Raw genomic sequence first — 21,629 nt, forward strand, 5'->3', positions numbered from 1 at the left:
ACTGCCCAACAATTCATAAGTACCCTAAATAGAAAAGGGCGTCTAAGCGCCCCTCTCTGTACCATAACCGATGGTGCGCTAGAGCACGATGAGCCCACCATAAATGGTACCGCCCACTATCGCGCCCGCGACGAGTAGGCGAGCCAAGGACGGCATGAACCCGTGCGCAAGCTGAAATCGATTCCACAAATCCAATTTACGCTGCAGCACATTTTCTTGCCCTGGTAGCAATACCGGATAAGCTTCAGGCACCTTGCCTGCCTCGGGGAAGGGCGCAGCAACCTCGGTTTCTGCGGTAATAGCCGCCACCGCGCGCTCAGTCACAATTAGCTCATTCAAAATCAGATCATTTAAATAACCCAACAACCCAGCAATGGTCGACATTTGTTCACTCGCGGCAGGACACCACTCGCCCCAATTACCCTTGGTTACATCCACCAATGTAAACGCTGGACATTGCGTTTTCCAATCTTCAATACCCAGTTTTTCATGTATGGCGCTAGATAACTCAACATGAATTAATGCCGCAGACACGTCGCGCATGACGGCTTGAACCTTAGTCGCCACGCGAATCATTCTGCGCTTTTCAAAATAACCAATTTGACCATCGGCCGTTATCACCAACCATGTATTGGTAAGCAGTGCCTGCTCGTCTTGAACGACAGCTTCTAGGTGCTCAACGCAATGCAATGCTTTGAGCAATCCCAGAAGATAGTCGTGGCAATCACTGGAAATAGCCTCTGCGGCTTGTAAATGCGCACGTCTACAGAGGGCATCATGAACTTTTAATTGACCATTGGCATCTTCTAGTTCCTGCGCCAATTGCTCCAGTGCCTCTGGGATATCGGCTTTTTTCAACTCTTCGCCACGATGGCGAATAACACCGCCCGAGGGCTTTAAATCACCACGTTGCAACGCTTTAAGCGTAGCCATTTCCGACGTTAAGCTGCGCACCTCACTCAACTGCGCCTTTAACTCGAGCGGGTAAAGCTTGGCTAAGGATTCTGTCGCCGTCGCCGCCAATTCGCCCGTAGCCAAAATATCCTGGACTGAGGCAAAGTTGCGCATGGGCGAGCGGCTCAGATAATTACCGCGATATTCAGGCTCAAGCGAGGTATGGGAAAAGCGCTTCATCACGGCGTCTTTCGCGGCTATAGCTTCCATTTCGTCGCGCTTATCTGGAGTGTAAAAACCTTCGCTAATTTGGGTTCGAATTGCCGCTGGGTTTTCGAACACAACCCACGCGGTGCGTTCATCAATGGCAGAGGCGACATATTGATATTTGGCGTTGTCCTCGCGATCCCGATTGGCTGGATGGGTTGCCCACATTTCCGGCGGCTTCGCCGTCGCCTCGCTAAATACGCGGTGTAATGCCTGCTCTTGGCCCTCAGGCAAACGTGGTGTGACACCATAGCCTTCGTCATCTAAAACTTTGCGCATGGCTTCCATAGCAACCCGCTGGGCGGTAAAAAGATCCGTTAAGCGCTTGCCAGAGCGGGCTTCATTTTCCGCCACTTGTAGTGCCGTTTGCCAACCGTGATCGGCAGCCTGCAATTTATATAACGCATTGATCAAGGCATCGCTACCGGTGACGGAAACAGCCACTAAATCAGCATTAAATTCCATCTCTCGGCTCAACGCGCGCTCGGCCATAATCACCAAGCCAAACAAACTATCTACCACCGCGCGAATCGACCAAATCACCAGTGATAACAACCACCCTATCCACGCGATGCGCAGATCAATGCGCCCAATAAAACGCACGATACTATCGAGCCAATCGCGGGTGGCCACCATATGACCAATGATTTGTTGAGCAATATAAACCCAGCGACCCACCATCATGGAGCGCTGGGCAAAATGGCCAAATTCATGTGCCAACACCGCCTTTAGCTCGCCAAAGGACAAAACGTTCACCAGCCCCATACCGATGATCAGGTTTTTCTTTGAAGGAAATAACAGATTCAACAACGATAGATCGTAGAAAACGGCGGCATTTACCTCTGGTGTTAAAAACACCCGATGCGGCCTAGGCGCACCAATTTCATCGGCCAGGGTATGGATAAATCGGTACAGTTCGGGCTGGTTTTCAGCACTGACCTCCATACCCCGCGGATCGCCACTGCGGCGCACAGCGAACAACGACTTGGCCATGAACAATGTCAATATGCCGGCGCAGGGGGTAATAATAAGCTTAAATAGATCGAAGCCCTGATCACTTAACCCGATAAAGCCCTTGTAAGTAATCAATCCAAAACAAACCATAAGCGCAATGTAAGCGCACATAAATACCATCAAACCAGCCATGGCCAACCATACTTGGCGCTTGTAGCTAGGTTTCGCTTTGGTGAGATTCTCTGGTACGCATTCTGGGCCGGCAGGGTACAGTAATGGTTCAGTCATAGCGTCACATCCTTGTCAATTCCAATCTTGGGTAGTTTTTAACGTGCTGTTAATTTAACGACATTTTATAAACTCGCGCCAGTCATCACTGTGCTGAGTGGTAAACGCAGTCTATGACAGGGCTATCGACGCTAGACTCATTTTTAAGCCACAAAAAAGGCGACCCTAAGGTCGCCTCGTTTGTTGCACCATTTTTTGCTGGTTGCCCAGCCGATTAAGCCTGAGGGCCGGCCGCTTCTACGTCGGCTGATACCTTGAACTTCGTGATATTTTTTGCAAACAAGCCTGCCAATTTCGCCGCTTGCTCGTCATAGGCTGCTTCGTTATTCCACGCCTTGCGCGGGTTTAAGTACTTGGCATCCACGCCGGCAATCGCCACTGGAATATCCAAATTAACCGCTGCCAAATGCTCGGTTTCAGCACCTTCGAGTGAGCCGTTCTGAATCGCTGCTACGACTGCGCGGGTAACAGGAATAGGGAAGCGCTTACCTGTGCCATTGGCACCGCCAGCACCGCCAGTCCAGCCGGTGTTGACCAGGTAAACTTTAGCGCCAAACTCTTCGATGCGCTGCATCAACAGTTCAGCGTATTCGCGTGCAGGGCGTGGCATGAACGGCGCGCCGAAACAGGTGGAGAAGGTTGGATTAATACCCGCTTCTGCACCTAGCTCGGTCGACCCTACACGGGCGGTGTAGCCAGATAAGAAGTGATAGGCTGCCGCTTCTTTTGACAAGATTGAAACAGGTGGTAAAACACCGGTCACATCACAAGTTAAGAAGATAACGTTTTTCGGCTCGCCGGCGCGGTTTTCTTCAACCCGCAATTCAACGTGCTCGAGCGGGTAGGAGCAGCGACCATTCTCGCTCAAGCTGGTGTCACAGTAATCTGCCAAGCGCTCTTCTTCGCTCACCACCACGTTTTCCACAATGGCACCAAAGCGGATGGCATCCCAGATCACAGGCTCATTTTTTTGCGACAGGTCGATCGTTTTCGCGTAGCAACCACCTTCCATATTGAACACGGCGCCCTTGGCCCATCCGTGCTCGTCATCGCCAATTAAGTAGCGCTCTGGATCGGCAGATAGGGTGGTTTTACCGGTGCCAGACAAACCAAAGAACAGGCAAGTATCGCCATCTCTACCAACGTTGGCAGAGCAGTGCATAGGCATAACGCCAGCCCCTGGCAGCAGAAAGTTCTGCACCGAGAACATTGATTTTTTCATTTCACCGGCATACTTCATACCCGCCAAAAGCACTTTGCGCTGGGCGAAGTTAATGCACACGATACCTTCTGAATTGGTGCCGTCGCGCGCTGGGTCGCACTCAAAATTGGCCGCGTGCAAAATAGTCCATTCAGCCTTGCCCTTCGGGTTATAGGCTTTGGTACGAATAAACATATTGTGGGCAAACAGGTTATGCCAGGCCGTTTCTGTAGTGACCTTAACGGGCAGATAATGATTTTCATCTTCGGCCACGTGCAAGCTAGAAACGAAGCGATCTTTATCCGCCAAATAGGCTTCAACGCGTGACCAGAGTGCATCAAATTTCGCTGCGTCGAACGGGCGATTTACGTTGCCCCAGTCTATCGACGCCTCGGTGCTGGGCTCTTTAACAATAAAGCGATCCGCAGGCGAGCGGCCGGTGCGGGCACCGGTTACGGCCAGTAGAGCACCTGTGTTGGTTAGGCGGCCTTCGCCGCGCTTCAGCGCTTCTTCAATAAGCTGCGCTGAGCTGAGATCCGCGTATACGGTCGCAGTAGCTTGGGTCATTTTCTCTCGTCCTGTCAGCGTGATTGCGTTAACTATTTATGGCCGCCCACTCCGTTTGCCGGTTAGGCCAACAATAGGCGTCCCACAGGTGCGGTCTGTAGCCGCTTTTCCTGAATATGGGGTGGTACCTATATTCAGGATAGCCTCAGGTCCGTGCCTGAGTTTTAGTGATGTTGGGCGAGCGCCCAACGTCTTTATGTCTTGCTGTATCTCTAAGGTCGCGCATTATGCCAGAGAACATTCACCGGAGCGATAGTGTTTGGATCAAGAATAACCAAACGATAGTTTGGTAAGATCAATGCAAGGTTGGCTCTTGCCCTTCAAATAAACTATCAATTTGGCCCTGTTCAAAACGATACTGCTGGTTACAGAACTGGCAATCAATGGTTATATGCCCTTGATCTGTAAGTATTTCTTCTAGCTCATCGCGCCCAAGCTGGGCCAGTGCATGCAAACTCCTGCTCTCGGAACAGGTGCAATCGAACTGTAATTGCGCTGGATCGAACAGCCTAATGCTGAATTCATTGAATAGTAGATATAGCTTCTGTGAATGATCAAGATAAAGCAATTCATCAGGCTTTACAGTGCTTGCCAAGGTCACCACTGTTTGCCATTGATCAGCATTTTCCGCTTCATCGGCAACCAACTGCTTTGGCAATGCCTGGAGAAACAACCCACCCGCGCGCTTGCCATCGGCCATCAGCCACAGGCGGGTCGGCAATTGTTCGGATTGGGCAAAATAAGCCTCTAGGCAACCGGCCAGCGTCGGCGCCTCTAAGGGCACTATGCCTTGGTAGCGCTCGCCTTTATCCGGATCGATCGTAATGGCCAGCACACCCTTACCCAAAATGCCCTGCAGGCTGGTGTCAGCACTGAGTTGATATTCACCCGTTTCAGGCGGACGAACGATGCCGCGCAGGCCTTTATGGTGATTGCATTCGGCCATGATCAAAGGCACCGGCCCATCGCCCTGAGCCTGCAGCGTAATCACACCCTCAAACTTAAGGGTTGACGACAGCAGTGCGGCGGCGGCTAAGAATTCACCGAGTAAATTATGCAAGGTTGCAGGGAGTGCGTTATTCGCCAACACCTGGGCGTAACTATCGGTAAGGGTAACCACCTCGCCACGGATATCGCTTTGCTCAAAGAGGAAGCGGGCGATAGAGTCATTGGCTTTGGATTCAGCGGTAACAGGTATCTCTGACATGGGAAAAGACCACTAAGCGAAAAAGGCTATTTTAACCCCGTCAACTCAGTATAGGCACCCAATGAAGACTTATTAGCCTTCATCCACAACTTTACGCACGAAACGGTGAATTTGCCGGCGTTGCTTCTTGTTTGGTCGACCCTCTGTGTGAATTTCTCCCGCGTTGGCCTTGCGCAAGGCGGCATCCTCGCTGCGCAACTTCAAGCTAGCCTCCGTCTCTTGGTACAAGAGCGCCGCCTCAGGCGCGCCTCGACGCTGATCCGATAGCGCGATCACCGCCACCTCTTGCTCGTCAAAACCACGTCGAATGGTCAGCATCATACCCACAGATATGTCTTTACTAACCTTGGGTCTGTCGCCATCGACCTTTACTTTGCCGCCCTCAACAGCAGCCTTGGCTAAGCTGCGGGTCTTAAAAAAACGCGCCGCCCACAGCCATTTGTCTAAGCGCAACTTATCCACCACTTGCTCCCGCGGCGTTTAATCCCGTAAATAATTCATCGAAGTGGTCAATTGATGGATAGGCATCGATGCGTCTATGGGTTTGGCTGTCGGGTTGATGAATGCAGAGTAAGTGGCCAATACCGAAGGTTCTGGCAGAATCTAATATACGCACGGTGTCGTCGATAAAGAGCGCTTTTTGCGGCTTAAATTTTTCTTTTCTTACTAACTCGTACCAAAACGCTTGTGCCTCTTTCGGCTCCTTAAACTCATGACTTGAGATAATAATATCCAACCACTTATCTAGCGCCGTAACTTCTAATTTCAGCGATAAGCTCTGTGGGTGGGCATTGGTAATTAAAATGACCTTCTTCTTGGCAGCCTTTAACAACTGTAAAAACGCCGCCACGTGTGGCCGCACTTGAATTTTATGTTTTATTTCATCTTTTAACGCACGCACGTCCAGCTTCAGCGTTTTTGACCAGTACTCCAAACAATACCAATTCAACGTACCTTCCTGATCTTTAATACACGACATCAGATATTCACGCGCGTCAGCCTCCGACACATTGTGAATAGCGGCGTAGCGCAAGGGCAGGTGGGTCAACCAAAAATAATTATCAAAGTGCAGATCGAGCAGGGTACCGTCCATATCCAATAAAACGGTATCGATGGCGTTCCAATCTAGGTTAACTGTGTGCATAAAATCGCTTTTAATCTGCTGGCGAAAGATGAAATTAGGGTTTCGCAATATATCAGCTTACGGAGATTCAATCGAAATTTTTCAACTCGAACACCAATAAAACCTGAGCGAAACTCCTTAACCACGACTCACCCTGGTAGACCTTGGTCGGTGTTTTTCTCCGCCGCTTTGGTCTTATAAACCGCCACATCTGCTTTTGAATGGCGCCACCTGTGGATGCATTAAAGCGACCAGGCATTGCCATACCTAGGCTGGCGCTGGCTCGATGACTGCACTCCCCTAGTTAATTTATGCTGCAGTAAAGGGGTCAGGAAAAATACCCCTAGTCTTGCCGCACTAGGAGTCGGCAATAAACTTGACGCCACCCATGTAACACTTTTTGGCAGCGGCTTAAAACTTCCAATAGCGAGCAAATAATCGGGTGTTTGCGGCTGGCATCACCACTGGATGCACCAATAGGAATTCATTCCCAGTACAGAAAACCTGCTGGGCTGTGACTTGCGCCGCTTCGGAAATGTTGCACAGTATTTCCTGCTACTGGTGGCGTATGTCATAGGTAATAAACGCGATGCCGGCGAAAACCACCGCTTGTACCATTGTAGTAAAAATGACACCCAGATATTTTTACATTACCCAAATTTTGCAAATCATTGGCTCACCATCATCTACCCTAGTTGATGTGCTTAATTGAGTTAGAATAGCGCAACATCACGGGAGCCCTTATTTTGCAGCCGCTAACAAAAGAACATTTCCTCGCTTTAGAGCCACAATTAAAACAGCTGGCTCGCGCTGCGGGTGCGGCCATTATGGAGGTATACCAACGCAGTGAATCACTGGATGTCACACGCAAGGCCGATAGCTCCCCGCTTACAGAAGCGGATCTAGCAGCACACCACATACTCGCCAAGGGCCTAGCCCACTTGTTAGAGGGTGTTCCAGTGCTGTCTGAAGAATCCCAGCTACCCAGTTATGACGTGCGCGGCAGTTGGCACCGCTACTGGCTCATAGACCCTCTTGATGGCACCAAAGAGTTCATTAACCGCAATGGCGAGTTCACTGTCAACATCGCATTGATCGACGATGGTGCGCCAGTATTAGGCGTGGTTTATGTACCCTGCAAAGATTTAATGTACATGGGCAACCCTCTCACCGGCGCTTTTAAAGATACCGGTTCAGGCCCCACAGCCATTCATTGTCGGCAAGTGAATACGGCGCTAAAAGCCGGCCTGCCCATCGCCTTGGTCGCCAGCCGCAACCACGGTGCAAAAGCGGTTGACCAGCTGATGGAAAAGCTCGAAAAGGTCACGGGTAAACCGGTGCAAACCCGCAACATGGGCTCGTCCTTGAAGTTATGCTTGGTCGCTGAGGGGCTAGCCGATCTCTACCCGCGGTTCGCACCCACGAGCGAATGGGATACCGCTGCGGCGCAAGCCATCGTCGAAGCGGCCGGGGGGGTGGTTGTCGATACCGACTTTAAAATCCTTCGCTACAACCAAAAATCCGATATCTTAAACCCGTTCTTCTATGTCATAGGCGATACCAGTTACCACTGGCAAAACATCCTCTAAGGGCAGCTTAGAGTCATTTGATGTCAAATATCCTCTATGTAAATAACCGAATAGTCTGGATAAAGTGACGCCATTGGCGCGCGTTTAACTATGCTTGTTCTGTAGCAGATCAATTTGTGATCTCTCTAAGGAAGCTAATTTATGTCCCGACAAAAGCATGAGTGCCATATCGGCGTAGGCTACAACCGCACCAGCAGACTAAAAGAAAAGCTCATCAAAGAAATAACCGGTTTCGAACGCCAGCTAGACGCGCTGCGCATGAAGAGCGGCCCGGTGGATTTTTCAATGCTGCAAACCTATAAAGAAATGATCGCCTGCCGGCAAAATGTCTTAAAGTCTTTGCCGCCCGAGCGCTGAACACCCTACGCCGGTGGCCTCGGGCTCACCGGGGTATCATCATCGCCAAACCACAAGATGACACACGCACTGATCACTACCAAACCGGTACCTAGATAGCTCCACGCACTGGGTAGCTCCTGCCAAAAGAGCCAACCCCAGGCGCCGGCAAAAACCACGCTCATATAGGACACCGGTGATAACACACTTGGCTTGACGGCTCGGTAGGCTAAGGTATACAACCAAAGGGCTAAGGCCAAACCTAAACCCAGTGCTAACAACAATAACCAAACCCACAAGGGTGCATTGGTCACGCTATAGATTGCCATCGGCGCACTAACTAGAAGTGCGATGGTAAAATAATAAAGCAACACCGTGGCGTTAGATTCCGTTTTGGTCAACAAGCGCGTGGTAATCATCGATGCGGCCATCATCCATGCGGCGGCAAAACCCACCAAATGCCAAATACTAAGGTTCTCAGGCACAGGCCGCAGAATCACCAGAACGCCAACAAAGCCAATAGCCAAGGGCCACCAACGCTTAGTCGGCACGCGAATACCTAAAAACCACAAGGCCAATAGAGGCACCAGCAAAGGCGCGCTATTGCGCAATAACGTGGCGTCCACCAAGGACACATGCAAGATAGCCGAATAATAGGCATAGAATGCACCTAAACCCGCCAAGCCGCGCAGGCAATGCAATCCAAATCGCTGGGTTTGAAAAGCACCCGTGCCTCGTTTCATCAGCAGGGGCAAATACAAACAAAAACCAACTAAATACTGACTAAACACCACCACATGAACTGAGACATACTGCGCAGCCAGTTTCGATCCGGCAGCGACTAGGCTGGCCACAAAAGATGTTAAGAGGGAAAGAGCAATGGCGCGCTGCAAGTTAGATGAAAAAATAGTGAGCGCCCTGAATAGAAACCAAAAAATTAATGAAAACCCTGCACGGCTTTTTGTAAATAGGTTTGCAAGGCACCAGAGCTTTGTGCGTCAAAAATAGCCGTATTAACGCGCTGGTGTAAGAGCCTACCTTTAGCAGTATTGTGGAACACATAACCCAGATATTTAGCGACAACAACAGCGGATGGATCGACGCTCAACGGAGCTAATTTCATCGCCTTTTGCATGGCATTCACTTCAATATCACTCAAAATGATCGCGTCCACTCGACCACTTAAAAGCAGCGTTATCAGCATCTGACTATTTCTAGCATAGGCAATCAATAAATCTTCTTGCGCCGCAAAATCCAACTGCAATTGATAGTGTTGAATCAGCCCAAGCCGTCGGCCTTTTAAATCCGATAACGTCGAATACACAACCGAGTTAGGTTTCGAATAGATGAAATGATTTACCTGCATGAATGGTTCAGTATAAAGTGAATTGGCTTTATATGTTGCTGAAATCCAAGATGGATAAAGCCCATCGACTTTTTCAGCTTCGAACATCGCTGTCGCGCGCCCACCGGGCACCACCGCCAATTCAGATTGAACATCCGCTCTATCCATAATCCACTGGTGCATAGCGATCAAGAAGCCCGACTGATCCAACTCCAAATGCAAGGGAATACGAGGCGCAACAAAGCGACCCTCTAGCAACGCTTGAGCAGAAGCATGGGCACCCAAAAGGACGCAAAAAAGCCAAATGAATACTATTTTTCGCATTAGATGACAAATACTGAAATGAACCATCAAAATAGCACAAATGACTAAGGTGTGGGTATTTAGCAGACATACTTTTCACCCAGATCAGCCGGCTGATCAAGTAAACATCAACCCTCTAAACCAAGCCTTCAATTTATGCCCAGCGAAATAGAGATTTGGCACCAAAATTAAGGTCACGGCTGAGGCCAACAAAACACCAAACGCTAGCGAAATCACCATAGGGATGAGGAAGCGCGCTTGCACGCTGGTCTCCGCCATAATTGGCACTAAGCCCACAAAAGTTGTTACCGAGGTCAGGACAATAGCTCTGAACCTATCTTGCCCTGCCTGCGCCACGGCTTTGGCAACCTCGTAACCTTGCTTGCGCAACTGGTTAATCCGATCAATCAAAACCAAGTTGTCATTTACCACCACACCGGCGCAAGCTAAAAACCCCAACATAGATAACATACTGATTTCACGACCCATTAATAGATGGCCTAGCACCGCGCCCATAAAGCCAAAAGGAATGGCGGACATCACCAACAAGGGCTGACCATAGGACCTAAAAGCAATCGCCATTAATGCATAAATGACGAGCAGCGAGATAAAAAAATCACGCACCAATTCCGATAGAAATTCATTTTGCGCTTTCAAATCGCCATCAACGGTTAAGCTAAAACCGGAATAGGTTTTACGCCAGGTGTCGCCGTTACGCTGCATTAAGTCTTCGACAATAGCAAAGGCTTCAGCGCTACTATCGCCATCCAGCTCTGCCGTCACGGCGTTTGACCGCTGCCGATCAATACGATTAATTTCATTAAAACCTTTAACGAAATCAATTTGCGCAACCGTTTCCAACGGCACCTCGTGTTGCTCTGCCGTGCGAATGCGAACATTACCGAGATTATCTGTACTTTCACGCTCTTCGCGCACATAGCGCACCATCACCCGCACATCTTCTTTACCACGTGGAATACGCTGTGCTTCATCGCCGTAGAAACCTTGCCGCACTTGTCGCGCGACCTCTTGCAAACTTAGGCCCAGCAATTCCGCATTTGGCAGCAGCGAGAGTTCCAATTCATTGCGCGCCGTTTGCAGACTATCTTTCACCTCGATAACACCAGGATACTGTGCTAACGCTTGCTTAACCGCATCCAGCGCCTGTTGTTGACGATCCAAATCATTTTCATTAATGGCCACCCGCAATCGAATGGCTTTATCACGCGAATTGATCGTGAAACCCACGTCAAAATCTTGCGCCTTATCTATCGAGCCAATTAACTCCCGCCAACGAGCCGCCACTAAAGGAGAGCTAACCGTGCGATTTTCAGCATCTTCTAGCGCTAGCCGCACACGCACTTGCGTTACGGTTGTCCACGCTTCAACTGAGCGAATGAAATTAGCATCGCCATTATTAGCGGCGATTAGGCCGGCATCTTGTTTAAGCTGCTCAGCCGCAGCCTCGATTTTCGCCAGAGTTGATTTTGCGTGAGAAAAAGGTAAGCCCTCCTCCAGAACCACGTTGGCCCGTATGAAATCACTCGGCACTTGGGGCATGAACGATTGTTTAATCCAGCCACTGCTATAAATTGACATCACTATTAAAAAAAGCGCCAAAAAAACGGCGATAGGCACAGAAGTATTTAGCAAACATCGCTCAATAAATGGCTGATATTTATCTCGAGCAAAAGACGTCATCCGCTCGGACAGATTGCCGCGAAGCTTATTTAGCTTTTTCATGGCAGTAAAGCGACTTTCTGTTTCCGGTTTCAAATGCGCTAGGTGACTTGGTAAGATAAACATTGATTCGATCAATGAAAATGCCAAACAGGCAATCACGATAACCGGTATCGGATAGACAATGTCGCCCAATGCATTAGGCACAAATAACATGGGCACAAAGAAAATCATGGTTGATACAACAGCGAAAAAAACCGGACCGGCCACCTGTTTAGCGCCGCCAGCGGCTGCTGCATTGCCCTGTAGACCATGCTGCTGCGAGGTATAAATACTTTCGCCAACGATAATGGCATCGTCTACCACAATGCCCAGTATTAATAAAAACGCAAACAGCGATAGCATATTAAAGCTAACGCCAAACATTGGCAGCAACCACATAGCGCCGGCAAAAGCGACCGATATACCTGCGCAAACCCAGAGCGCCAAGGCCGGCCGCAAAAACAACATAAGCACAACAAAAACCAACATCAAGCCGCTAATGGCATTGCTGGTCAATAGGTTTAAACGACCGATAAACGTTTTCGACCAGTCGCGGCTGATTTCGATATTCACACCGGCAGGCAAACGGTGTTTAACCTCAGCCAAATACGCTGCCACCACCTCTGCCGTCGCCAAGACATTGGGATTTTCCGTGACATAGAGTTCGATAAACGCCGCTGGCTTGCCTTGAAACCTAGCGACCACATCCACTTCCGTAAAGCCATCTGTAATCGTGGCAATATCGCTAAGGAGCAGTTTAGAGCCATCGCCTTGTACAGCAACGGCGATAGCGCCAAAATCTGACTCATCATAAGCCTGCCCGCGGGTCTGTATTTGCACATCGCCTTGGCTACTTTTAATCACACCAGCCGGTAAATTGAGTGATGACGCCTTAATGGCCGAGACAACTTGTTCAAACGTTAAGTTGTAATTACGCAACGTTGTCTCTTTCAACTCTACCGCCATTTCATCGCTACGAGTTCCGTCCACCTCGACAATAGTTACGCTGGGCAACAAAGATATTTCATCGCGCACCCACTGCGCGGTTTCCTTAAGCGCGCGCTCATCTACATCGCCATAAAGCGCGATGCTCATCAACTCACTTTGAAACAAGCGCTCGCGTATTTGCGGCCGCTCTGCATCCACAGGGAAAGTGGTTATGCTGTCCACTTTAGTCTTAACGTTATTCAACAACCGCTGGGTGTCGTAGCCGCTGGTGATTTCTACAATCACGGTGCCAGAATTTTGCACCGCCTTACTGGTAATTTCTTTTATCCCATCCAGCGACGCTAGGGCTTCTTCAATGCGAATACAAATCTGTTCTTCGACTTCTCTCGGCCCGGCACCAGGGTAGAGAACGTTGATTTCAATGCTATTGGCAAGTGCACCAGGAAACACCTCTTTATCTGTTTTCGCGATACTAAGCGCGCCGCACAACAGAATTAGAATCATTAACAAGTTGGCGGCAATAGGGTTTTCAACAAACCACTGAATAATTTTATTCATACTAAAACTCGCCCTGCACCAGCGGTTCGACCTGCACACCGGGTTGTAAATAACCCTGCCGCTCTGTCACCACCCAAGCGCCGGGCAATAGATCAGCTTGAAGCCAAACGTATGCACTGGTTTTCGATAGCACTTTTGCGTTGAGCTGCACGACTCGGTTGTTCTCATCCAATGCCAGCAGCAGATCGCTTTTGTACAAAGCTGAACGCGGTAATTTGATAACATCTTCGATGCTGCGCCCGTCGATCTTAGCGTGTACAAACAAGCCCACTACCGGTGCAATTGTGTCTGCTGGCAACTCACTTATTACCACTTCTGCAATGGCATGATACATGCGGGTTTTGGTATCTAGACTCGCTTCGGTTCGCGTTATTCGCCCCAGCCAACTCAGATCTCTCCCCGCCACAGTGCCAGTCAATTCAACGTTTGGCCCGCGTTTAGAGCCCGCACGAAAACCTAAGGTTAAATCCAGGAGGGCGGCTTGCGCATCGGTAATAGGCAAACGCACTTCGACCACTTCGCTATCAAAAATGCGCGCTATTTTGCTACCGGGCGATACGTATTGACCGAGATTAACGTAGGTCTCGCGAATGCGACCGGAAAAGGGCGCTACTAGCTTGGTGCGCGCGATATCGAGCTGAGTTTGCGCCAAGTCGGCTTGCGCTGAATTAACCGTTGCCTCGGCGGCCGCGAGTTGAGGCACCCGTAAAAACAGTTGATTGGCATCTTCGTTACCCAGGTCGCGCCATTCGCGCTTAGCCTGCAGCGCCCGACCTTTCTCTGACGCCAATAGCTGCTGCGCATCGGCAACTTTTGCCGCCGCACGTATTTCTGCCAATACGTAATTGGCGCTGTCGATGTTGACTAAAATATCCGACGGGGTAAAAAACGCACCTGAGACGAAATTCGGCGCTACAGTCACAATTTTCCCAGCCACTTCCGCGACGAGATCTATCTCCCGTCGCGGTGCCACTGTGCCCTGCGTAAACACCGGTAGCGCTAAAGCCGTGGGATTGGCTTGTACCACCTTGACCTGTGCCACGCTTGGCGCTGGCGCTGGTTTGGGCTTAGGCGTGGGCTTCAGTAAATGTAACAACAGCGCAATTATCGCCCCAAGCAGCACAATAATTAACCAAAGGGGTATGCGTTTAATCAGTGACATACGAGGTCCTAGCGGGAATTTGTGACCGAATTGTAGGCATTGTTAGCGCTTAGCGGTCATGACTTTACGTAAATTGACACACACCAGATCAACACTATCTGTGACCTCTGTCGACCGCCACAAACTCAATGCAAATACAAGACTGTTTTTAGTGAGTGATTTGCGCATAATGCCGCCACCAAGTGCCATCGAGCACCTAAGCTAAACGCGATTGATTGAGGTAAGCATGAAGAGCATCTCCCTGCGTATTGCAGAAGAACTGTCGGTAAATGAAGCGCAAGTAACAGCGGCGGTGGCCTTGCTCGACGAAGGCGCCACTGTGCCCTTTATTTCCCGCTACCGCAAAGAAGTTACCGGCGGCCTCGATGATACTCAAATGCGCAACCTGGAAGACCGCCTGCGCTACCTGCGCGAGCTCGAAGATAGACGCGCCGCGATTCTGAAAAGCATCGAAGAGCAGGATAAACTGACCGACGAGCTGGCCAAGCAAATCCTCTCCGCCGATACCAAAACCGTGCTCGAAGATCTATACCTGCCCTACAAACCCAAGCGCCGCACCAAGGCCATGATTGCCAAGGAAGCCGGTCTCGAGCCGCTGGCGGAAGGTTTACTGTCAGACCCAACACTAGACCCTGAGACTGAAGCTGCCAAGTTCCTCAACCCCGAGCACAAGATCGATGACGCTAAAGCAGCGCTCGATGGCGCCAAGCAAATTCTCATGGAGAAATTCTCTGAAGATGCTCAACTGTTAGGAAAACTACGCGACTTCCTCAAAGCTGAAGCCTCCATCACCGCCAAGCTAGTCGAAGGCAAGGAGCAGGAGGGCGCCAAATTCCGCGATTACTTCGAGCACTCGGAATCGCTAAAAGATATTCCATCGCACCGCGCCCTCGCATTATTCCGCGGCCGCAATGAAGGCGTTCTCAATCTGTCCATGACCGTGGGCGATGAAGAGGCCAACCGTCTTTCACACCCTTGCGAACCCATGGTGGCGGAATTCTGGCAGGTCAAAGATGTAGGCCGCAGCGCCGACAAATGGCTGGCCGAGTGTGTGCGTTGGACCTGGCGGGTGAAATTGTTAACTCATTTAGAAACCGATCTGTTTAGCGAAGTGCGCGAGCGCGCGGAAGAGGGCGCCATTCAGGTATTTGCCTCCAACTTAAAAGATTTATTGCTGGCCGCACCAGCGGGCCAAAAAGCCACTATTGGTTTAGACCCGGGCCTACGCACCGGCGTAAAAGTAGCGGTGGTCGACGCCACCGGTAAAGTACTGGATCACGGCGCCATGTTTCCAACGCCACCGCAAAACCGTATTCGCGAAGCCGAGATGATGCTGGTAGCTTTGTGTAAAAAATATAACGTCGGTTTAATTGCTATCGGCAACGGTACGGCCTCGCGCGAAACTGATAAGTTTGTTGGCGATGTGTTAAAAGCCCACAAAGATATTCAGGCGCAAAAAGTGATTGTTAACGAAGCCGGTGCGTCAATTTACTCCGCCTCCGAGTTTGCCGCGAAGGAATTCCCCGATTTAGACGTCACTATTCGCGGCGCCATTTCCATCGCTCGCCGACTCCAAGATCCACTGGCTGAACTGGTAAAACTCGACCCGAAATCGATCGGCGTGGGTCAATACCAACACGATGTATCGCAAGTGCAACTCGCGCGCTCGCTCGATGCCGTGGTGGAAGACTGTGTAAACGCCGTGGGCGTTGAAGTAAACACCGCGTCCAGCGCGCTACTGGCACGGGTGTCGGGTTTGAACCAAACACTCGCCAACAACATCGTAGAATTTCGCGATGCCAATGGCGCCTTCGTTAGCCGCGACCAACTCAAGAAAGTACCCCGTCTGGGCGAAAAAACCTTCGAACAAGCCGCTGGCTTCTTGCGAATCCGCGATGGCGAGAACCCCTTGGATAGCTCCGGTGTTCACCCGGAAACCTATGCCGTGGTGGAGCGCATCGCGGGCAGTCAGAGCCGCAATTTAAAAGGGATTATCGGCGACACCCATTTTCTTCGCTCGGTTAACGCCAAAGACTTCGTCGACGAAAAGTTCGGTTTACCCACCATTACCGATATTCTCAAGGAACTCGACAAACCCGGGCGCGACCCACGGCCGGAGTTTAAGACCGCACAATTTACCGACGGCGTGGAAGAGTTAAAGGACTTAGAGCCGGGCATGATGCTCGAGGGCACGGTCACCAACGTGACCAACTTCGGCGCATTTATCGATATCGGCGTGCACCAAGACGGTCTCGTACATATCTCCGCACTCTCCAATACCTTTGTCAAAGATCCGCGCGAAGTCGTGAAAGCCGGTGACATCGTCAAAGTAAAAGTCATGGAGGTGGACATTCCGCGCAAGCGCATTGGCTTATCCATGCGCATGGACGATCAGCCCGGCGAAAAAGTGACTGGCGCAGGCAACGGCGGTCGTAAACCCTCGGCAAGACAACAGCAAACGCGTTCAGCGCCGGCTGCACAACCCGCGGCGCAGGGCACCATGGCGGCCTTATTTGCCCAAGCCAAGAATAAAAACAAGCGTTTATAAGTCATTCGCAAATAAAAAACCCACCTTACGGTGGGTTTTTTATTTACGACAATCAGATGGGTCGCGAACCATAATTGCTGGTTGGCTTGCGCGGTGGATCAGCCGTGACATTATTATCAATGTGGTTGATCTGACCGCCTCGGGCTAAAAACTCTGCAATTTGATCGTTGAGCGTTTGTCGAGCCATTTCCCGCGACTTAACGGAATAGTCCACTAAATGGTCATCGGAAGTTGCCGCAGCGCTGGGGCCATCGTCGTCAGAGTCAGTATCGCTATCGAAATCTGAAGACGCGGAATAATCCGAGCTTTCTTCATCATCAGAATCGTCGACGGCTTCTACACCGACTTCAACGGCTTCTTCTGGTTCATCGATCACAGCAGAAGATTTTTTGGGTTTTTTGGTAGCCATATGCATCACCTAACAACGGTTGAAACTGTTCTCATGGCAGCCGACTCTGGTTTTAACCCGAAACCCTGCCATGTGCGATTTTTAATGTCTTTGATCCGATTCTGCAAGTGCCAACGTAAAATTTATTTCTGATTTTCGTCACCACACTATCTGTGTGTTACTTGGGGTAACCGTAGACCCCAGAAGCCATTCGAAAACCGCTGATTTTCAAACGCAGGCCCTTTGGATTAAATTCAAAGGCAAAAAATGTGCAACTTTTGCGTTGCAGTTCAAATCAAAGACTCACTGGTGTTCCCCTTACAGAAACAATCCATCCAGTGCTAATACATATAGTTCAAATCGGCCAAAGGGGAAAATAGTTCAGCACTTTTTCACTATTTATCCATTAATTTAATGGTAAATTTAAACACCAGCCCCTGAAAGCCCTATTAATGACTGTCAAGCTTCCTGCCATCCACTTACCCAAACCAGTCCTATTGGTCAGTCAATGCCTGCTGGGCGACCCAGTACGCTACGATGGTGCGCACAAGCAACATCCAGCCATTGCGCAACACCTGTTACCCCATATAACCACAGCCGCTCTCTGCCCTGAGGTCGCGGCGGGTATGGGTGTACCTAGACCGGCCATTCGACGACAGCAGATGGGCGACTCCGAGATCATTGCACTCGCATCCTCCGGCGCCGCTTTAGCAAACAGCTTACTTAGCACTAGCCAACGCCTAGCGACACATGCAACCACGCAAACAGCCGTAGCCGCTATTCTCAAGGCGCGCTCACCCAGTTGCGGCATTGAATCCAGCCCTCTCTTCAACCCTGATGGCACTATCTTGGCACTAGGCGACGGCCTCTTTGTACAGCAGCTACGCAAGCATCAAACGCATTTATTGCTAGTGTCTGAAGAACAGCTGCACGACGCTGAAAGCTGTGTGTACTTTGTGCGCCTATGCCAGCTGGCACTGGCCCTCAAGCTCAATCTGTTACGCGAGGATTGGTTGGTCTATTTGCGCAAGGCCAATGCCTTGCATCAGTTGCCAGCATTAGGTCTACAAGAAGTCGTGCGGGAGTTAAGCGGGGAATCAGCGGAGCTCCACTATTTAGAGCCCCTGCCTTTTATAGGGCGCGGTAAGAATTAAACGGCTTCAGCGCCGGTTTCACCGGTGCGAATACGAATAATTTCTTCTAGCGGCGTGATAAAAATTTTACCGTCGCCTATTTTCCCAGTGTGTGCGGCCTTGGTAATCGCTTCAACCGCTTGCTCTACCATGCCGTCGTCGACGGCTAGCTCGAGTTTCACTTTCGGTAAAAAATCAACGACGTATTCGGCACCGCGATAGAGCTCCGTGTGGCCCTTCTGCCGGCCGAAGCCTTTAACTTCTGTCACTGTCATACCCTGCACACCAACTTCTGATAGCGCCGTGCGCACATCGTCTAGCTTGAAAGGTTTGATGACTGCTGTGATCAACTTCATGTGGTATTCCTTATTCTTGCCATCAGTGGAGTGGCGAAACATTACACGCTCGGGATTACAAAATCACCCGCTAGTGACATAAATTTGCTCCCTGCTCAAATTTGGTGCAAAAAAAATCCGGCTATTAGGAGGGTAAACCTCATTATAGCCGGATTCTTCAGCCATCAGAGATGGCGGCGAGTGAGCTTACTTGTTGGTAAACTCAGGGTAGGCTTCCATACCGCACTCGGATAGATCGACACCGTTGTACTCTTCCTCATCGGTAACGCGGATACCGATAGCCAACTTGAGCAGGAACCATACTGCCAAGCTAGTCACGAACACCCAACCGAAAATTGTTGCCGCGCCGATCAGCTGACCGGTGAAGCTGGAGCCGCCATCTTCGGTTAACGGATTGGTCATTGGCACTACCAGCAAACCGAACAGACCGACCACACCGTGCACAGAAATCGCACCGACTGGGTCATCAATCTTCAGCTTATCTAAGGTTAGAATAGAGCCGACAACCAACAAACCACCCACGGCACCAATCAGTGCTGCTTGCAACGCAGTAGGTGTATCTGGACCAGCGGTAATTGCTACCAAGCCCGCCAACGCACCGTTAAGCGCCATGGTTAAATCTGCTTTACCAAATAGAATCTGAGCCAACATTAGCGCGGCGATCAAACCACCGGCAGCGGCCGCATTGGTGTTCATGAATACCACCGCTACTGCGTTGGCGCTATCCACAGACGCGGTTGCTAATACAGAGCCGCCGTTAAAACCGAACCAACCCATCCACAAAATAAAGGTACCTAAAGTAGCCATAGGTAAATTGGCACCGGGGATTGCAACAGCTTTACCGTCGGCGGTGTACTTACCCTTACGTGCGCCAAGCACTAACACGCCGGCCAAGGCTGCAGCAGCACCCGCCATGTGTACGATACCTGAACCGGCAAAGTCTAAGAAACCAAGATCACCCAAGGTGTACAAACCGAATACTGGGTTGCCGCCCCAGGTCCAGCTACCTTCCATTGGGTAGATAAAACCGGTCATCACCACGGCAAAAGCCAAGAAAGCCCAAAGCTTCATGCGCTCGGCAACAGCGCCAGAAACGATAGACATAGCCGTCGCCACAAATACCACTTGGAAGTAGAAATCTGCCGAGGGAGCGTAGGTGGCATTTTCTTCGCCGCCTTCAACCACACCAGAGCCTAAAATATCACCCAAGAAGAACCACTCAGAGGCCATACCCTTATACATAATGGCGTAGCCGCAAATCATGTACATGGTGCAAGAGATGGCAAACAGAGCCACGTTTTTAGTCAAGATTTCGGTAGTATTTTTAGAGCGAACCAAGCCCGCTTCCAACATGGCAAAACCCGCTGCCATCCACATTACCAGCGCGCCACACACCAAAAAGTAAAACGTATCTAGCGCGTACTGGAGCTGAAAAATATCATTTTCCATGAGTCTCTCCGAACAAATATTATCAGTTAGTTTTTATCGGCGAGGCTTTAAAGCGCTTCTTCGCCAGTTTCACCCGTGCGAATGCGGATAACCTGCTCCAATGGCGAAACAAATATTTTGCCATCGCCAATTTTGCCGCTATTTGCAGCTTTCGTTATGGCCTCAACAATCACATCGACTTGGGCGTCGCCAACAGCCACTTCCACTTTGGTTTTTGGCAAGAAGTCAACAACATACTCGGCACCACGGTAAAGTTCGGTATGACCCTTCTGACGGCCAAAACCTTTTACTTCGGTAACAGTAATACCCTGTACACCATTTTCAGACAGCGCTTCGCGCACTGCGTCCAACTTGAACGGTTTGATAACTGCTGTAATCAGCTTCATCGCTTTCACTCCATAAGAGGGGGGAGAAAGCGCCCGTCTGCAGACGGACGCTCATTGCTATTAGAGATCGAAAGATTTGCTAATAGAGAAGATCAACGCTTCACCGGTAGTTGAGTCGCCATCGCCATCCTCTTCGTCAGACAGCTCTTTGCTGTTAACGATCAACGCCACACCAAAATCGATATCGCTGATGGTCGTGCCGTAACCAGCTTCAAAGTATTCGCCATCAAAGTCCTTGCTATAAGAACCGACTTTGCCGTAGAAGCCGTTGTTCTCGAGCGTCACTTCTAAAAAGCCATATTTTTCATCATCGCTAACGCCATCGAGTGCTTCGTGGTAGCCATCTGAATAGCCAATGCTCAACCACTTGTACGATGCACTTAAATTTATTTCGCGATATACGGTGTCGAACTCGCCGGTGTATTCGTAGTCGGTGACACCAACAGTGAACGACAGGTCGTCATTCACTTCGAAGTTATAACCACCGTAAAGATCGATCTCTAAGCCATCGCCAACATCGGCCGCCCAAACGCCCGCGTAAAAACCACCTTGCTCAACATCAAAACCACCGTTGGCAGAAGAACCTTTCTGCAAAATACCGCGGTAGTAATATTCAGAATTAAAACCCACGTTGGCACTAACGTCTGCGGCCATGGTGGGCGCTGCAATGGTGCTAGCAGCAAGAACAGCTGAGGCTAATAAAGATTTGGCAACCAATTTCATGTGTCTCTTCCTTTGGGATGTCGTTTTTTTGTTTTGTGCTAAACAAGCTTGATGATTTATTTAGCCGCCTGTTACTCAGGTGCTTGTGTCTATACAAAAGCCTTGCCAACTACAATAAAAAATATAAAAAACAATAAGTTACAGTTAATTATTTAATCAAATGCAAAGCTTTAAAATAGAGA

Annotated in this window: 18 protein-coding genes; 4 read left to right on the top strand and 14 right to left on the bottom strand. The window is 50.0% G+C overall.

What is annotated here, in order from left to right:
* Window positions 1-78: 78 nt before the first annotated feature.
* The 5 genes from ACGHTT_RS19080 to yrfG all read right to left on the bottom strand — a co-directional run bounded on the left by ACGHTT_RS19080 (window position 79) and on the right by yrfG (window position 6,522).
* Window positions 79-2,403: a M48 family metallopeptidase gene (locus ACGHTT_RS19080; RefSeq protein ID WP_390592597.1), complete on the bottom strand. Its 2,325-nt coding sequence runs from the start codon at window positions 2,401-2,403 to the stop codon at window positions 79-81.
* A 214-nt stretch (window positions 2,404-2,617) separates the two neighbouring features.
* Window positions 2,618-4,171: a phosphoenolpyruvate carboxykinase gene (locus tag ACGHTT_RS19085; protein ID WP_390592598.1), complete on the bottom strand. Its 1,554-nt coding sequence runs from the start codon at window positions 4,169-4,171 to the stop codon at window positions 2,618-2,620.
* Window positions 4,172-4,466: 295 nt separating this feature from the next.
* Entirely contained in the window at window positions 4,467-5,378 is a 912-nt protein-coding gene (gene hslO / locus ACGHTT_RS19090; protein ID WP_390592599.1) for an Hsp33 family molecular chaperone HslO, read from the bottom strand.
* A gap of 72 nt (window positions 5,379-5,450) precedes the next feature.
* Entirely contained in the window at window positions 5,451-5,840 is a 390-nt protein-coding gene (locus ACGHTT_RS19095) for an RNA-binding S4 domain-containing protein (protein ID WP_390592600.1), read from the bottom strand.
* On the bottom strand, window positions 5,833-6,522 hold the full coding sequence (gene yrfG, locus ACGHTT_RS19100; RefSeq protein ID WP_390592601.1) for a GMP/IMP nucleotidase: 690 nt from the start codon (window positions 6,520-6,522) through the stop codon (window positions 5,833-5,835). Before yrfG ends, ACGHTT_RS19095 begins: the two co-directional genes overlap by 8 nt.
* 725 nt (window positions 6,523-7,247) lie before the next feature.
* Between yrfG and cysQ the strand changes: the two genes are divergently transcribed.
* On the top strand, window positions 7,248-8,090 hold the full coding sequence (cysQ, locus tag ACGHTT_RS19105; RefSeq protein WP_390592602.1) for a 3'(2'),5'-bisphosphate nucleotidase CysQ: 843 nt from the start codon (window positions 7,248-7,250) through the stop codon (window positions 8,088-8,090).
* 141 nt (window positions 8,091-8,231) lie between these two features.
* Window positions 8,232-8,447: a hypothetical protein gene (locus ACGHTT_RS19110; protein ID WP_390592603.1), complete on the top strand. Its 216-nt coding sequence runs from the start codon at window positions 8,232-8,234 to the stop codon at window positions 8,445-8,447.
* Window positions 8,448-8,452: 5 nt separating this feature from the next.
* On the opposite strand, the gene ACGHTT_RS19115 is transcribed toward ACGHTT_RS19110, so the two are convergent.
* From ACGHTT_RS19115 to ACGHTT_RS19130, 4 genes are all read right to left on the bottom strand, one after another.
* Window positions 8,453-9,319, bottom strand: a complete 867-nt coding sequence (locus ACGHTT_RS19115; protein ID WP_390592604.1) for a DMT family transporter — start codon at window positions 9,317-9,319, stop codon at window positions 8,453-8,455.
* 44 nt (window positions 9,320-9,363) lie between these two features.
* Window positions 9,364-10,056, bottom strand: a complete 693-nt coding sequence (locus tag ACGHTT_RS19120) for a substrate-binding periplasmic protein (RefSeq protein ID WP_390592606.1) — start codon at window positions 10,054-10,056, stop codon at window positions 9,364-9,366.
* 135 nt (window positions 10,057-10,191) lie between these two features.
* On the bottom strand, window positions 10,192-13,302 hold the full coding sequence (locus ACGHTT_RS19125) for an efflux RND transporter permease subunit (protein WP_390592607.1): 3,111 nt from the start codon (window positions 13,300-13,302) through the stop codon (window positions 10,192-10,194).
* 1 nt (window position 13,303) lies between these two features.
* Window positions 13,304-14,464, bottom strand: a complete 1,161-nt coding sequence (locus ACGHTT_RS19130) for an efflux RND transporter periplasmic adaptor subunit (RefSeq protein WP_390592608.1) — start codon at window positions 14,462-14,464, stop codon at window positions 13,304-13,306.
* Window positions 14,465-14,690: 226 nt separating this feature from the next.
* On the opposite strand from ACGHTT_RS19130, the gene ACGHTT_RS19135 reads away from it, so the two are divergent.
* Window positions 14,691-17,012 (top strand): Tex family protein, encoded by a 2,322-nt coding sequence (locus ACGHTT_RS19135; RefSeq protein ID WP_390592609.1) that lies wholly within the window; start codon window positions 14,691-14,693, stop codon window positions 17,010-17,012.
* Window positions 17,013-17,064: 52 nt separating this feature from the next.
* Here ACGHTT_RS19135 and ACGHTT_RS19140 read toward each other — a convergent pair whose 3' ends face one another.
* The gene (locus tag ACGHTT_RS19140) at window positions 17,065-17,421 is read right to left on the bottom strand and encodes a hypothetical protein (protein WP_390592610.1); all 357 of its coding nucleotides are present in this window, start codon (window positions 17,419-17,421) and stop codon (window positions 17,065-17,067) included.
* Window positions 17,422-17,852: 431 nt separating this feature from the next.
* Between ACGHTT_RS19140 and ACGHTT_RS19145 the strand changes: the two genes are divergently transcribed.
* Window positions 17,853-18,554 (top strand): DUF523 domain-containing protein, encoded by a 702-nt coding sequence (locus ACGHTT_RS19145; protein ID WP_390592611.1) that lies wholly within the window; start codon window positions 17,853-17,855, stop codon window positions 18,552-18,554.
* Here the strand turns inward: ACGHTT_RS19145 and ACGHTT_RS19150 are convergent.
* From ACGHTT_RS19150 to ACGHTT_RS19165, 4 genes are all read right to left on the bottom strand, one after another.
* Window positions 18,551-18,889, bottom strand: a complete 339-nt coding sequence (locus tag ACGHTT_RS19150) for a P-II family nitrogen regulator (RefSeq protein ID WP_253358268.1) — start codon at window positions 18,887-18,889, stop codon at window positions 18,551-18,553. The two genes, ACGHTT_RS19145 and ACGHTT_RS19150, sit on opposite strands and share 4 nt — an antisense overlap.
* 186 nt (window positions 18,890-19,075) lie before the next feature.
* Window positions 19,076-20,338, bottom strand: coding sequence for an ammonium transporter (locus ACGHTT_RS19155; RefSeq protein ID WP_390592612.1), 1,263 nt, complete (start codon window positions 20,336-20,338; stop codon window positions 19,076-19,078).
* Window positions 20,339-20,385: 47 nt separating this feature from the next.
* Entirely contained in the window at window positions 20,386-20,724 is a 339-nt protein-coding gene (locus ACGHTT_RS19160; protein ID WP_290259949.1) for a P-II family nitrogen regulator, read from the bottom strand.
* Window positions 20,725-20,784: 60 nt separating this feature from the next.
* Window positions 20,785-21,447 (bottom strand): TorF family putative porin, encoded by a 663-nt coding sequence (locus ACGHTT_RS19165; RefSeq protein ID WP_390592613.1) that lies wholly within the window; start codon window positions 21,445-21,447, stop codon window positions 20,785-20,787.
* Window positions 21,448-21,629: the final 182 nt, after the last annotated feature.

Origin of the sequence: Simiduia litorea (genome assembly GCF_042853465.1) — a bacterium.
In the GTDB taxonomy this organism is placed as follows: domain Bacteria; phylum Pseudomonadota; class Gammaproteobacteria; order Pseudomonadales; family Cellvibrionaceae; genus Simiduia; species Simiduia litorea.